14 protein-coding genes and 1 pseudogene are annotated in these 12,595 nt (G+C 62.8%); 4 read left to right on the top strand and 11 right to left on the bottom strand.

From position 1 onward, the window contains the following. The 3 genes from pgsA to NKH16_RS25645 all read right to left on the bottom strand — a co-directional run bounded on the left by pgsA (position 1) and on the right by NKH16_RS25645 (position 3,549). The gene (gene pgsA, locus NKH16_RS25635) at positions 1–597 is read right to left on the bottom strand and encodes a CDP-diacylglycerol--glycerol-3-phosphate 3-phosphatidyltransferase (RefSeq protein WP_023719790.1); all 597 of its coding nucleotides are present in this window, start codon (positions 595–597) and stop codon (positions 1–3) included. Positions 598–697: 100 nt separating this feature from the next. After that, positions 698–2,776: an excinuclease ABC subunit UvrC gene (gene uvrC / locus NKH16_RS25640; protein WP_352747368.1), complete on the bottom strand. Its 2,079-nt coding sequence runs from the start codon at positions 2,774–2,776 to the stop codon at positions 698–700. Beyond that, positions 2,773–3,549: an SDR family oxidoreductase gene (locus NKH16_RS25645; RefSeq protein ID WP_352747369.1), complete on the bottom strand. Its 777-nt coding sequence runs from the start codon at positions 3,547–3,549 to the stop codon at positions 2,773–2,775. The genes uvrC and NKH16_RS25645 overlap by 4 nt, the downstream gene beginning before the upstream one ends. Positions 3,550–3,969: 420 nt before the next feature. Between NKH16_RS25645 and NKH16_RS25650 the strand changes: the two genes are divergently transcribed. Continuing rightward, positions 3,970–4,620, top strand: a complete 651-nt coding sequence (locus tag NKH16_RS25650; RefSeq protein WP_292662341.1) for an outer membrane protein — start codon at positions 3,970–3,972, stop codon at positions 4,618–4,620. A 78-nt stretch (positions 4,621–4,698) separates the two neighbouring features. Here the strand turns inward: NKH16_RS25650 and NKH16_RS25655 are convergent, their stop codons facing one another. Further along, positions 4,699–5,295 carry a glutathione S-transferase family protein gene (locus NKH16_RS25655; protein WP_352747372.1) on the bottom strand — a complete coding sequence of 199 codons (597 nt, stop codon included), beginning with the start codon at positions 5,293–5,295 and terminating at the stop codon, positions 4,699–4,701. A 339-nt stretch (positions 5,296–5,634) separates the two neighbouring features. Between NKH16_RS25655 and NKH16_RS25660 the strand changes: the two genes are divergently transcribed. Next, on the top strand, positions 5,635–6,255 hold the full coding sequence (locus tag NKH16_RS25660; RefSeq protein WP_352747374.1) for a hypothetical protein: 621 nt from the start codon (positions 5,635–5,637) through the stop codon (positions 6,253–6,255). Between the two features lie 455 nt (positions 6,256–6,710). Here the strand turns inward: NKH16_RS25660 and NKH16_RS25665 are convergent, their stop codons facing one another. After that, on the bottom strand, positions 6,711–7,241 hold the full coding sequence (locus tag NKH16_RS25665) for a DinB family protein (protein WP_352747376.1): 531 nt from the start codon (positions 7,239–7,241) through the stop codon (positions 6,711–6,713). Positions 7,242–7,305: 64 nt separating this feature from the next. Here NKH16_RS25665 and NKH16_RS25670 point away from each other — a divergent pair, with 64 nt between their 5' ends. Next, positions 7,306–7,941: a TetR/AcrR family transcriptional regulator gene (locus tag NKH16_RS25670; protein WP_502894986.1), complete on the top strand. Its 636-nt coding sequence runs from the start codon at positions 7,306–7,308 to the stop codon at positions 7,939–7,941. Positions 7,942–7,979: 38 nt separating this feature from the next. Here the strand turns inward: NKH16_RS25670 and NKH16_RS25675 are convergent, their stop codons facing one another. From NKH16_RS25675 to NKH16_RS25695, 5 genes are all read right to left on the bottom strand, one after another. Then, positions 7,980–8,732 (bottom strand): sulfite exporter TauE/SafE family protein, encoded by a 753-nt coding sequence (locus NKH16_RS25675; protein WP_352747379.1) that lies wholly within the window; start codon positions 8,730–8,732, stop codon positions 7,980–7,982. 125 nt (positions 8,733–8,857) lie between these two features. Further along, on the bottom strand, positions 8,858–9,310 hold the full coding sequence (locus tag NKH16_RS25680; protein WP_352747380.1) for a hypothetical protein: 453 nt from the start codon (positions 9,308–9,310) through the stop codon (positions 8,858–8,860). Positions 9,311–9,433: 123 nt separating this feature from the next. Next, complete coding sequence (locus NKH16_RS25685; RefSeq protein ID WP_352747382.1) at positions 9,434–10,282, bottom strand: 23S rRNA (adenine(2030)-N(6))-methyltransferase RlmJ; 849 nt, start codon at positions 10,280–10,282, stop codon at positions 9,434–9,436. After that, entirely contained in the window at positions 10,279–10,890 is a 612-nt protein-coding gene (locus NKH16_RS25690; RefSeq protein ID WP_352747385.1) for a hypothetical protein, read from the bottom strand. Before NKH16_RS25690 ends, NKH16_RS25685 begins: the two co-directional genes overlap by 4 nt. 4 nt (positions 10,891–10,894) lie before the next feature. Further along, positions 10,895–11,566, bottom strand: coding sequence for a TetR/AcrR family transcriptional regulator (locus tag NKH16_RS25695; protein WP_352747386.1), 672 nt, complete (start codon positions 11,564–11,566; stop codon positions 10,895–10,897). A gap of 85 nt (positions 11,567–11,651) precedes the next feature. Between NKH16_RS25695 and NKH16_RS25700 the strand changes: the two genes are divergently transcribed. After that, positions 11,652–12,119, top strand: a complete 468-nt coding sequence (locus NKH16_RS25700; RefSeq protein ID WP_352452942.1) for a carboxymuconolactone decarboxylase family protein — start codon at positions 11,652–11,654, stop codon at positions 12,117–12,119. Positions 12,120–12,146: 27 nt separating this feature from the next. Here NKH16_RS25700 and NKH16_RS25705 read toward each other — a convergent pair. After that, positions 12,147–12,500: pseudogene (locus NKH16_RS25705) on the bottom strand (phosphotransferase); the annotation flags it as partial. Between the last annotated feature and the right edge of the window lie 95 nt (positions 12,501–12,595).

Here is a 12,595-nt window from a genome sequence, read left to right on the forward strand (position 1 = left end):
TTATTCATCCATGATGTGCTTGAGGCCGGCGCGGAAATAGTCGTAGCCGGTGTAGAGCGTCACCAGGGCTGCGATCCACAGCAGCACCAGCCCGGTCTGGGTGGTCAGCGGGAAGATCTTGTCGCCGGCGGGACCTGCAAGCAGGAAGGCGATGGCGATCATCTGGATGGTGGTCTTCCATTTGGCGAGCTGCGTCACCGGCACCGAGACCTTCAAGGCCGCCAGATATTCGCGCAGGCCCGAGACCAGGATCTCGCGGCACAGGATGATGATCGCCGCCCATAGCGACCAGCCGGCGATGCCGGCATGGCGGTCGGTGTCGGCGGCAAGCAGCAGCAGGCAAGTGGCGACCAGCAGCTTGTCGGCGATCGGGTCGAGCATCTTGCCGATGTTGGAGGTCTGCTGCCAGGCGCGCGCCAGATAGCCGTCGAAGTAATCGGTGATCGAGGCGAGCAGGAAAATGATGAGCGCCGACCAGCGGGCGAAGTCGCTCGATTTCAGATGCCCTTCCAGGAAGAAGCACAGCACCACCAGCGGCACCGCCAGGATGCGGGCGTAAGTGAGCATGTTGGGCAGGTTGAATGCGCGCTGGGACATGTTTTGGGAACTCTTTCTGCCTGCTTAGTCAAATCAGAAGCGAATGTGGGGGGTCAACAGGCCAGAATCGATTAGCCAGCCGAAATATCGGCAATAGGTCTTAGCTCTCGTGAAAATGATTGTAGACCAATTTCGCCACCTGCTCCGAAATGCCGTCGACCTTGACCAGGTCCTCGACGGCGGCACGGCTGACCGCCTTGGCCGTACCGAAATGCATCAGCAGCGCGCGCTTGCGGCCGGGGCCGATGCCGCTGATCTCGTCGAGCGGGCTCTTGACCATCTCCTTCTTGCGGCGGGCGCGGTGCGAACCGATGGCGAAGCGATGGACTTCGTCGCGCAGCCGCTGGACGAAATAGAGCACCGGATCGCGAACGGGCAGCGAGAATGGGGCCTTGCCCTTGACGAAGAAGCGTTCGCGGCCGGCATCGCGGTCCTGACCCTTGGCGATGCCGATGGCCACGACGCGGTCCTCGATGCCGAGATCGGCGAGAATCTTGCGCACCGCCGTCATCTGGCCCTGGCCGCCGTCGATGAGGATGACGTCGGGCCAGGCGGGGAAGCCGCCCGCGTCCTCGATATCGTCGCCCGGTTCGGTAGGGCTCGCCTCGTCCGCGCCCTCGGTTTGCGGGGCGTCACCATGTTCCTTCAACAGCCGCGAAAAGCGCCGCTGCATCACCTCGCGCATCATGCCGAAATCGTCGCCCGGCGTGATCTCGGTCGAGCGGATGTTGAACTTTCGATACTGGTTCTTCACAAAACCTTCCGGCCCAGCGACGACCATGGCGCCGACGGCGTTGGTGCCCATGATGTGCGAGTTGTCATAGACCTCGATGCGCACCGGCGGTTTTTCCAGGCCGAAGGTCTCGGCAAAGCCAGTGAGCAGCCGCGCCTGGGTCGAGGTTTCGGCGAGCCGCCGGCCGAGCGCCTCGCGCGCGTTCTGCAGCGCGTTGTCGGTCAGGTCCTTCTTCTCGCGGCGCTGCGGCACGGAGATCGACACCTTGCGGCCGGCGCGGGTGGAGAGGGCCTCCGCCAGCAATTCCTGGTCCTCGACGCCATGCGACAACAGGATGGTGCGCGGCGTCGGCTTGTCGTCGTAGAACTGCGCCAGGAACGATCCCAGCACCTCGCCGGCTTCGAGCGCCGGATCGGCCTTGGGAAAATAGGCGCGGTTGCCCCAGTTCTGGCCGGTGCGGAAGAAGAACACCTGGATGCAGACCTGGCCGCCCTCCTGATGGATGGCGAAGACATCGGCCTCGTCGACGGTCTGCGGATTGATGCCTTGATGGCTCTGCACATGCGACAGCGCCGCCAGCCGATCACGATAGATGGCGGCGCGTTCGAAATCGAGGTTCTCCGAAGCCTGCTGCATGGCGGCGGAGATCTCCGTCTTCACCTTCTGGCTGCGGCCGGAGAGAAAATCCTTCGCCTCGGCGACAAGCCTTGCATAGTCGCCGTGCGAGATTTCGCCGGTGCACGGGCCGGCGCAGCGCTTGATCTGGAACAAAAGGCAAGGCCGGGTGCGGTTCTCGTAGAAGGAGTCGGTGCAGCTCCTGAGCAGGAAGGCGCGCTGCAGCGAGTTGATGGTACGGCCAACTGCGCCGGCCGAGGCGAAGGGGCCGAAATAGTCGCCCTTGCGCGAGCGCGCGCCGCGGTGCTTGTAAATACCGGGCGAGACATGGTCGCCGGTCAACAGGATATAGGGGAACGACTTGTCGTCGCGCATCAGCACGTTGAAGCGTGGCCGCAAGCGCTTGATGAGGTTGGCTTCAAGCAGCAGCGCTTCGATCTCGGTGCGGGTGACGACGAACTCCATGGTCGATGTCTCGCGCACCATGCGGCCGATACGGCTGGTGTGGAACCGGCCTTGCGCGTAGCTGGTGACCCGCTTCTTCAGGCTGCGTGCCTTGCCGACATAGAGCACGTCGCCGGCGGCATTCATCATGCGGTAGACGCCGGGCGCATTGGGCAGCCGCTTTACCAGCGTCTGGATCACCTCGGCGCCGACCATGCCGTCGGCGTCGCCGGCATGCGGGGTCCAGTCGATGGCGGTGAAGGTAACGTCCGGACCGCTGGCTGCAGGCTCGACGACTTGCTCGGCCGCCTCGTCCTCGAGGTCGATTTCGGGCGGCAGGTCGTCGGCGCCACCGCGCGTTTTTTGTTTCTGGTCCATGGGGCTCATTCCGTCATGCCTGTCACATCGGGCGTCTGCCATGCAAGATGCTGGCCGCCGTCAAGCGCGATCATCTGGCCGGTGACCGAGCGTGCCGCCCAGAGATAACGGATAGTGGCACCGAATTCCGGCAATTCCGGGCCGCGTTTCAGGATCAGCCCGGCAATCTGGGCATCGAAATCGCTGTCGTGCTGGCGCGTGTTCTTCAAGGTCGGGCCAGGACCAATGGCGTTGACACGGATGCGGGGACCCAGCGCCTGCGCCATCATCTCGGTCGCCGCCCACAAGGTCGACTTCGACAGCGCATAGGAGAAATAACGCGGCGTCGGTCGCCAGACGCGCTGATCGATCATGTTGACGATCAGCCCCTCACTGTTCTGCGGCAAGGCCCGAGCGAAAGTCTGTGCCAACAGCGCCGGCGCCTTGACATGCATGGCGAAATGGCGATCCCAGGCCGGCCAGTCGAAATCCTCAACGCTGTCGTGCTCGAACAGCGAGGCGTTGTTGACCAGCAGCGACACCGGCCCGAGTGCCGCCGCAGCGCGGCCGACAAGGTTGCTGACCGCGTCCATGTCGGTCAGGTCGGCAGCAACCACTGCGGCCCGGCCATGTCGACCAAAATGACCACTGGTGATCTGGGCCGCCAGTTCCTCCGCCTCGGCCAGCGAGCGATTGCAATGAATGGCGACGGCAAAACCATGCGCGGCAAGGTCCTCGACGATCGCCCTGCCGATCCGCTTCGCCCCGCCCGTCACCAGTGCCGTCGCGGCGACCTTGCCCATCTGTCAATCCTTAATCCGATGCCGATTCCGACCTGCCGGGATCGCGCCGGCAAATTATGGCCCGCCAAGCGTTAAATCCCATTTCCACCTGGGGCAGGATTGTGGCAAAGTGGCCGGTGGGCGTTCTGGCTCGACCGGAATTCGGGCCAGCCCGCCCGCAATATAGGGCGCTGGAGCCCTTACACCAAGCCGTGTGCAGTGCAGCACGGCGAACCTGCTGACATTCGCTGTTGCGAAGATGCAACGTCAAGGTTCTGCCTCATTCGTGCCGGGTAATGACCCAAGTTCAGGTTCGCTTCAGCCGCATTTCGACACGACATTTGGAACCGTTGAACGCCGGATCCGTTTCACCCCCCGGACGGGTTGAGGGCGCTCATGAAAAAACAAGCCTGTGTCCTGTGGCTTAAGGAGTAAAGAACAATGCAAGCCAATCTTAAATTTGCGCGACCGCTCGCGGTGGCGTTTGGGCTGTTCGCCCTCGGCGGAACCGCCTATGCCGCGGACGTGGTTCAGGAAGAGCCGCCGGCACCTGCCCCGATCGCAGAACTTCCGGTCGCATCCTGGGCCGGTCCCTATGCCGGTGTGAGCGTCGGCTACGGCTTCGCTGGCCATGCCAAAGCCAAAGACATTGGCGTCGACGTCGACACCAAGGGTTTTGTCGGCGGCGTCTTCGGCGGCTATAACTGGCAGCAGGAGAACTTCGTCTACGGTGCCGAAGCCGATATCGGCTACAACGGCGTCAAGGGCGACGATGCCGGCATCGAGGCCAAGGGTGGCTTCGAGGGCTCGCTGCGTGCCCGCCTCGGCTACGCTGTCACCCCGGATATCCTGCTCTACGGCACCGCCGGTGGCGCGCTGAAGAACCAGAAGATTGAAGCTGCCGGCGTAAGCGACACCAACACGCAGTTTGGCTGGACAGCCGGCGTGGGTACCGACATCAAGATCACCGACAATGTGTTCGGCCGTGTCGAGTATCGTTACACGGACTTCGGCAGGAAGGACTTCGACGGTATCGGCAAGGTCAAGTCGACCGACAATCGCGTCACCTTCGGCGTCGGTATGAAGTTCTAAGTCGTCCAAGCCACGACACGAAAAAGCCGGGCCTCGCGCCCGGCTTTTTTTATTGGCATCGGTTGAGACCGCTTGTCCTCAAGCCGGGATGGCGGACTTCAGCTCCGGGAATTTCTCGTCGAAGCGTGCCGCCCAGCGCGTCAGCCGGCCGCGGCCCTTTTCCCATTTTCCAGCGAAGCGCAGCGAGAGATAGCCGAGGCAGGCGCGCAATGCGATCTGGCCGAGGGTGATTTTCTTCGGCAGCTTCGGCGGGTTCGCGTTGAGCAGATCGAGCGCGTCCGAAATCTTCGTCCACTGGCGCTCAAGCCAAGGCTGGTAGACCATCTCTTCCGGCCGTGTGCGCCGCTCGTAGACCATCGACAGCGCGCAGTCGCAGATGCCGTCGGCCAATGCCTCCAGCACCTCCGCCTCAAGGCGCTTGTCGGGATTGCGCGGAAACAATGCGTTCTTCGACATCCGGTTGAGATGCTGGGTGATGGCGCGGCTGTCGTGGACCGAGCGGCCGTCATCGAGCACCAGCACCGGGATCTTGCCGAGCGGATTGGCGCCGATCAGTTCGGCCGGCCTTTCCTCGGTCTTTATCGGCACGAGGTCGACCGCAATGCCGGCATAAAGTGCTGCCATGCGCACCTTGGAACTGTAGGGGGAAGTAGACGCGTAGAGCAGTCTGGGCATTGTCGATTCCTGTTTGCCGGCTACAGCTCCATATGCCCCGTTGGACGCGCAAAAGGACGCGGTAGCATTGTGAGTTCGCGCATAACCCTCACCGAAAATCGATTCCGACAGGGGCTCGTGCGTGGCCCTGTTGACCGATCATGCAGGGTTCATCAACGGCCAGAGGCGGAAAACCGCGCCGCCAGCGTGCAGCCATAGTCTCGCGTTCGGATGCGATGAGCCGGAGGTGCGGCGGCAGACGCGAGCAGGTCGGACAATCCAGATCCGAGCAACTACCAACTCGGCCTTGCACCGAAGGTTGGTTTTGGCAGCCACGAAAATCCCACCGGACTTCGCCGCATGGCGAAGTCCTGGGAGCTGCGAAAAGACGTCTTCCTCCCGCCCCTTTCTGGTCCTGCCCGACTGTCAACCAAGAAGCGAGGCGCCTGTCCGGCATCCCGCCCTGGCTGTCTTGAGTACTGTCCCCTGCGACAGCAGGACCGCGACTACTTCTTGGCCTTCGCCTTTGCGGGCGCTGCCTTCGGCTTGGCCGCGGGCGCTGCTTTCTTCACTGCCGCAGAAGATTTCGCAGCGGCGGCCTTTGCCGGTGCTGCCTTCTTCGCAGCGGGCTTCGCCACGGCCTTTGCAGCCGGCTTCTTGGCCGGTGCCGCCTTCTTTGCCGGTGCAGCCTTGGCCTTGGCCGGTGCTGCTTTTGCCTTGGCAGGTGCTGCTTTCTTCACGGCTGGTTTTGCCGCGGCCTTAGCGGCCGGCTTTTTGGCCGGCGCTGCTTTTGCCTTAGGCGCAGCGGCCTTCGCTTTGGCAGCGGGTGCTGCTTTCTTCACAGCAGTTGCGGCCTTTGCCGCGGCTGCTTTTGCCGGTGCTTTCTTTGCCGGTGACTTTGCCGGTGCCTTGGATGCCGGCGCTTTGGATGACTGCTTAGCCATATCATGCCCCTTCCGTTGTGCCGACGGCCGTTATTGACCCGGCGCGCATTGCATATCTGACTCGCGGCTTGCTAGCCAGCGAAGCATTAGAATGATTTTTGTAGCTTAAGTTTCGGTTACGGCGAGCGCGCGACCATTTTACCCGCGCAAAAACCGGCTGCGAATCTTTGTGTCCCGCAGCGAAGTTCTGCGGCAGAAATTCTGGTCGCTCTATCTCGACCGGTCTTCTCGTCAAGCTCAGGACCTTTTCGACCAGCTTTGCGCTTCAACGTCCGACGCTCGGCGCGAACATTGTCAAGAGCGAAGGCGGTCGCCCGCCTCGTCTTGTCCGAAACGATAAACTACAGGTAAGTAGGAAGCAACGCGACGAGCACGCCGCTGCACTATCTTGCACGACGCGATGAAAGTAAGCGGACAGCTCGCATTTCTGAAGGACAGGATATCGCTCGATAGATCCGGTCGAGCCGACCGCGATCGAAAGCGCTCGGCCGTTCAGGCGCCGAGCGGCTCATGGCTCATCTGCAGCCGGCGCGAAGGCTCGGCCCTGTGGAGATGGACGGCGAAGGTATCCCATGGCGGCATGACCGAAATCTGCGCCAGGATGCGCCCCGCTTCACCGCGATGATAGCCGCCGTGCAGTACGACGTGGGTCAGCATTTCCTGTCGCGACATCAATGCCTTATCCCCGTCGGTGAACACGAATGCGACGGGCTCGGACAGCTGCCGCGACGAAACGGTTTCGAGATAATCGAGATACCAGCGATCGGTCGCTGCGACCGCGGCGCGAAGTTCGTCGAACGCCGGCGTGTCCTCGGTGGTGTCGGCGGAGTAGCCATGGCTTGCGTCAACAAGGTGCGCCGAGAATATCCGCGACACCACATGGCTGTGATCGACGAGCCGTATCACGGCCTGCCGTTCCTTGCCGTGAACATGCGGGTCGAGACTCGCCAGCTTTTCCAGCAGTTCGTCATTGGCCCAGGCCTGATAGGCAAACAGGCTGCGAAGCAGAGCGAGCGCATTCATGGTCGGTGTCCTTTTTTCCGGAAATGCGAGTATGTTGTTTATATTTTCAGGAGAATGGGCGAACGTGTCTACTCGCATTGCAAAACCGCATCCGCGCATGCGCAAACAGCCGCGCCAGGCGCGTTCGAGGGCAACCGTCGAGGCGATCATCGAGGCGGCGGCTCATGTTCTGAGCGGGCTGGGCTGGGCCGGCTTCACCACCAACAAGGTTGCCGAGACAGCAGGTGTAAGCATCGGCACGCTCTACCAGTACTTTCCCGACAAGCTTTCCCTGCTCGCTGCCGTCCGGCGCCGTCACTTCGATCATGTGCTGTCGGTCATTCGCGATTCGGCGGAAGACCAAAAGCCGCTCAGGAAATTCGTGCAGGAGCTGGTGCGCGGCATGATCGCCGCGCACAGCATTCACCCGACACTACATCAGGTGCTGCTCGACGAGGCGCCGGGCGATCGCAGCTCCAGGGCCGCCCATGCTTCGTTCCAGGCACAATACCTCAATCACTATGCGACTGCTGTCGCCACTTATCGCAAGCCAAGGAAAGGCGCCGACATGGAGACCGTGGCGCGCGTGCTATCGTCAGCGATCGAAGGTGTGATCCACAACGCGGCACGCCGGAACATGCTCGCCGCGCCGGAGCTGCAAAAGCAACTCGTCGAACTGATCTGCGCCTACCTATCGGGAGCAGGCCGCATCGGTCGATAGCGCATGGCACGGCGGAAGTCGGGATTTCTGTGTGTCGTTCAAACCCGGCTTATGAGGTGCGGCAAGGACGATGCCAACAATGCCGCACCTGATGCGGCCAAGAGTGTGAGGACGATCTTTCGAAAAGTCGCCTCGCTAACGCCGATGTAGAGTCTCGCGCCAAGGAGTGTCGGTATCAACATCGCCGGCGCGATGACGGCAAACATCGGCAGCATTTCGAGCTTGATCTTTCCGGCCGCAAGATAGGCGGCCATCGTCATGGAGAGGGTCACAAGGTTGAAATTCTGGATGACAATACGCTGCCTGTCCTTTTCCCATTGGCGCAGCACGCACCACAGCGTTGGAACCGGGCCGGTGAAGCCGCCAAGTCCACCCATGATGCCGCCGACCAGACCTATTGCGCCGTCTGCAACAGGACCCCCGACCGTGATGGGAGGGAGGCGACGCGCAAAGAGCATCAAGGGACACCAAACGACCAGCAGCGCTCCGAAGACCAGCTTGAACAATTGCACATCCAGCAAGGGCAGGATGGCGACACCGACCGGAATCCCGATGATCCCGCCGATCAGGAAGGGCAGCAGAAGCCTGAGGTCGAAACCCCGGCGGACGGTGACGGCAGCGATGATCTGGCCGGTGAGCGCCCCAAAGACCGCCATGGCGGCAGCAAGCTGGGGCTCCACGGTCCAAACCCAAATCGACATGGCAACCAGGCTGAAAGCGAACCCGGAAAGCCCCTGGACGAAGCCTGCAACGACCGCGCCGAGAGCAACAGAATAGACAAGCGAATCCATGTGGTGCTGTTTCCCCGCAAACTCGGGACAGCAGATCGCGCTTCCCGCGAATGCTGCGCCGCATGGAAACGGTGACGGTCGATCAGGTGGCCGGTGCTAAAAAGTCGGAATCAGCGAGTGCGCGATCAGCGCAGGACGCGGCAGCGGCCGTTGTAGACCATCCAGCGGTCGAAGCCCGAGACGCAGAATTCGACATTGTCGCCGATCGAGGCAAAACCCTGGCCTTCCTCGATCAGGTACCAGATGGTGCGAGCGCCGCCGTCGGAGAGGCTGACGGTGGCGCCGCAATAACGCCGGCCGATCGGCCAGATGTCGTCGGCCGGCAGATAACGATGCTGGTGGATACGCTGGAAGTCGACGATCTGCACGTCGGGCAGATGCGGCACGTGATGCACCTGATAGGAGAAGCGGTCGGTGATCTTGTTCAGCACCCAGGCCTCGCCGCAGACGCCGCTATCCTCGTCGGTATAGATTGCAAGGTCGGCCGCCTGGACTGCCTGGGTGACGCCAAGAGGTGCGGCCAGCGGCGTGCAAAAGGCGAGCAGTGCGGCAAGGGCGGATTGGGCGAAGCGAGTCATGGCAGCCTCTCAAGGTCGACTGCGCGCACTGTGCGGATTCGCTGACGCGCGGTCAAGCGGTTGTAGCGACCGTGGTTGTGGTGACGATGGTTGCGCTGACGGAACGGCAGGGCCGCGCTCAAACTACTCTCCCGCCAGCCAGTCCAGCGTCCAATGCGACGGCTGCTCAAGTGCAAGCAGCCGGTGCAGCGCCGGCAGCAGCGTCCGTAACTCGCCTTCCAGCGTGAAGGGCGGATTGACCACCACCATGCCGCAGCCGTCGAGGTTCGGCTCGACGGCGTCCGGCCTGATCTCAAAACCGATGTCGAGCAGCTTCGAAATGCCCGTCTGCTTGAGCGCCTTGCGGAAGGCGGCGACCGCCCTGTGGTCCTTGAGCGGATACCACAGCGCGTAAATCCCTCCTGGCCAGCGCCGATGGGCTCTTTGCAGCCCGTCGACCAAGCGACCGAACTCGCCCTCTTCCTCGAAAGGCGGATCGATGAGCACGAGGCCGCGCTTTTCCTTTGGCGGCAGATGCGCGCCGAGGGCCAGCCAGCCGTCGAGCTCGATCACCCGGGTCTGGAAGTCGCCGTCGAACAGCGCCTTCAGCCTGGCGGCATCCTTAGGGTGCAGTTCGACTGCCGACAGCCGGTCCTGCTTGCGCATCAGGTGCCGGGCGATCAGCGGCGAACCCGGATATTTTTTCACGCCGCCCTCCGGATTGAGCGAACGTACGGCTTCAAGATACGGCGCCAGCAGTGCCGCCGCCGGCGCATCGAGTGCGGCGTCGACCAGCCGGCCGATGCCGCCTTGCCATTCGCCGGTCTTTTGCGCTTCGGTCGAGGACAGATCGTAGCGGCCGATGCCGGCATGGGTGTCGATGACCCGAAACGCCTTGTCCTTCTGCTTCAGATATTCGATCAGCCGGCTGAGCACGACATGCTTGACGACGTCGGCGAAGTTCCCGGCGTGGTAGGCATGGCGATAGTTCAATTGGAGCCCCTGCCCCAGCGCGGCGGTGGCGGCTGCGAGTTCGGATTTTCCGGCCGGCGGCCGCCGAAACGGAATGCCAGCACCAGCCCGACCAGGCCGGCCGCCATCAGGGAAAAACCGACCGGGCGCGCCCGGCGGTCGACCTCGCCGGCACCCGAGCGCAGGACGAGATCGACGGCCCGCATCGGAATGCCTTCGGCGTCGCCCGGACCGACGGTGAAGATGTAGGAACCAGGGGTAACGGTCGGGATCAGGCCGGCCTCGTCGCGAAAGATCCTGTCCGGCAGTTGCGGGCTGACCTGGCGCGGATTGTCGGAGTGATTGAACTGCAGCTTCGAGGCGAGCACCGTCCTGCCGCCGGTGGCGGCAGTGAGGGTCAACACAGTGCGCTGCTGCGAGACGATGCGCTCGGCTCTTGCCGTAAGGTCGACCAGCACGCGTAGCGGCCCGTCGCGTGCGCTCAGGGGCACGGTCACCGGCTTGAACCGGCCCTGGTCGTAAACCCGCCAGGTGCCGATCTCACGGCCGGAGAAATTGGTCATCGCCCAGGGATAGACGACGCCGATGCCGGTACCGATGAGCAGTATCAGGGCGAACAGGGAGCGCATGAGGTCAAGACCCGGTGTTCGGCGCGCTGGCGCGGTCGCGGGCGTTCTCCATTTCGTCCAGGAGCATGTCAAGGCCGAGATCAAACGTCCGGTCGAGTTCGGCGGTGCCGAAATAACGCCCGGCCGCAGCTATTTTTGGAAAATCCTGCGCCAGTTGCTCGTCGCTGACGGTGGTCACGGCCGAAGGCCCCTTTGCATAGCCGGCAGTCTCGTCGAGGATGGCACCCATCAGATAATAGCCGGTGGTGCGGAACAGCCGCGCACCCACTTCCGGTCCGAAGCCGCCGGCCTCGAACAGGCCAAGGATGCCGTTCAGCCAAGTGAGACAGGTCGGCGAATTCATCCGGTAGGTTACAAGGAACGTGGCAAAGGCCGGGTGCTCACGCGCGACGCGGCGGAAATCTTGCACGGCAATGCGTAACCTTTGTCGCCAAGGGAGGTCCGCGTCGGGCATTTCGAGGGAGCCGATCAGCCGATCCACCAAGGCTTCGAAGAGATGCGCCACCGAAGGAAAGTGGTGATAGATGCTCATGGCTTCGCAGCCGAGTTCTGCCGCCAGCTTGCGCATCGAAAACCCGGCGAGGCCCTCGCTCTCGATCACCTTCAAAGCCGCATCCTCGATCATCTCGCGAGACAGCCGGCCGCGCAGTCGCTTTTTTTTGATCGATGTGTCCATGGTGTCGCTTGACAACTTACACTGTAAGGTTCATTTTCGACGTTACCTTACACCGTAAGGCCAAAAAATGCCAGAGGAGAACGTCATGTCTGCCTATCGTACTCTTTCATCAACGCATTCTTCCATCCGCCGTGCCTGCCTGCTCGCCGCCACCTGTGTGCTGACGCTGGCTGCAGCTCCTTCTTATGCCGATGAGTATGACGCAGCCGTCAAGGACATCCAGTCGACCATGGGCGGCGTACCGAGTTTCGTAATGCAGTTCCCGAAAGTCGGTCTGCCCGGTGCATGGGCCGAGGTCAAGGCCATCCAGCTCAGCGACAAGACGGCGCTGCCGCCGAAGGTCAAGTCGCTGATCTCGCTGGCGGTGGCGGCGCAAATCCCGTGCAACTACTGTATCTGGTCGGACACGCAGGACGCCAAGCGCGCCGGCGCCACCGACGAGGAGATCCAGGAGGCGGTCGCCGTTTCAGCGCTGACCCGCCATTGGAGCACCATCTTCAACGGCATGCAGGTCGATTTCGATACGTTCAGGAAGGAGATGGGCGGGCAGTAATGCCTTCGTTATCAGAGCGGGACGCGTTCAGACTGAATTAGCCTTCCCGCTCCGACTGTTTGTGTGATCCGCCAGCACCTCATCGATGACCCGCCACGATTTTTCCGCCTCGCGCTGGTTGCCGTCATGTCCCGAAGCGACGATCAGCGCCTTCCACAACGCCCAGCCCCGTGCGCGCGCCCAGCTGTGCTCGTCAAGGGCAATGGTGTCGCGGAACGCCTGACGGCTCTCGCCGTAAAATTCCGTCCACGCGATCACCAGATCACAGGCAGGATCGCCGATAGCCGAACTACCGAAATCGACGACCGCGTAGAGCTTGCCATCTTCGACGAGCAGATTGCCCGAGGCGACGTCGCCATGGACCCAGACCGGCGGGCCCTGGCCAGGGCGGGGCAAGGGGCGGGCCCCCCCCGCCGCCGCGGCGGGGGGGTGGGTGGGGGGCGCCCGCCCCCCCCGCCCGGCGGGGGGGGGGGGGG

The sequence above is a fragment of the Mesorhizobium sp. M1307 genome, from assembly GCF_040318155.1.
GTDB lineage: Bacteria > Pseudomonadota > Alphaproteobacteria > Rhizobiales > Rhizobiaceae > Mesorhizobium.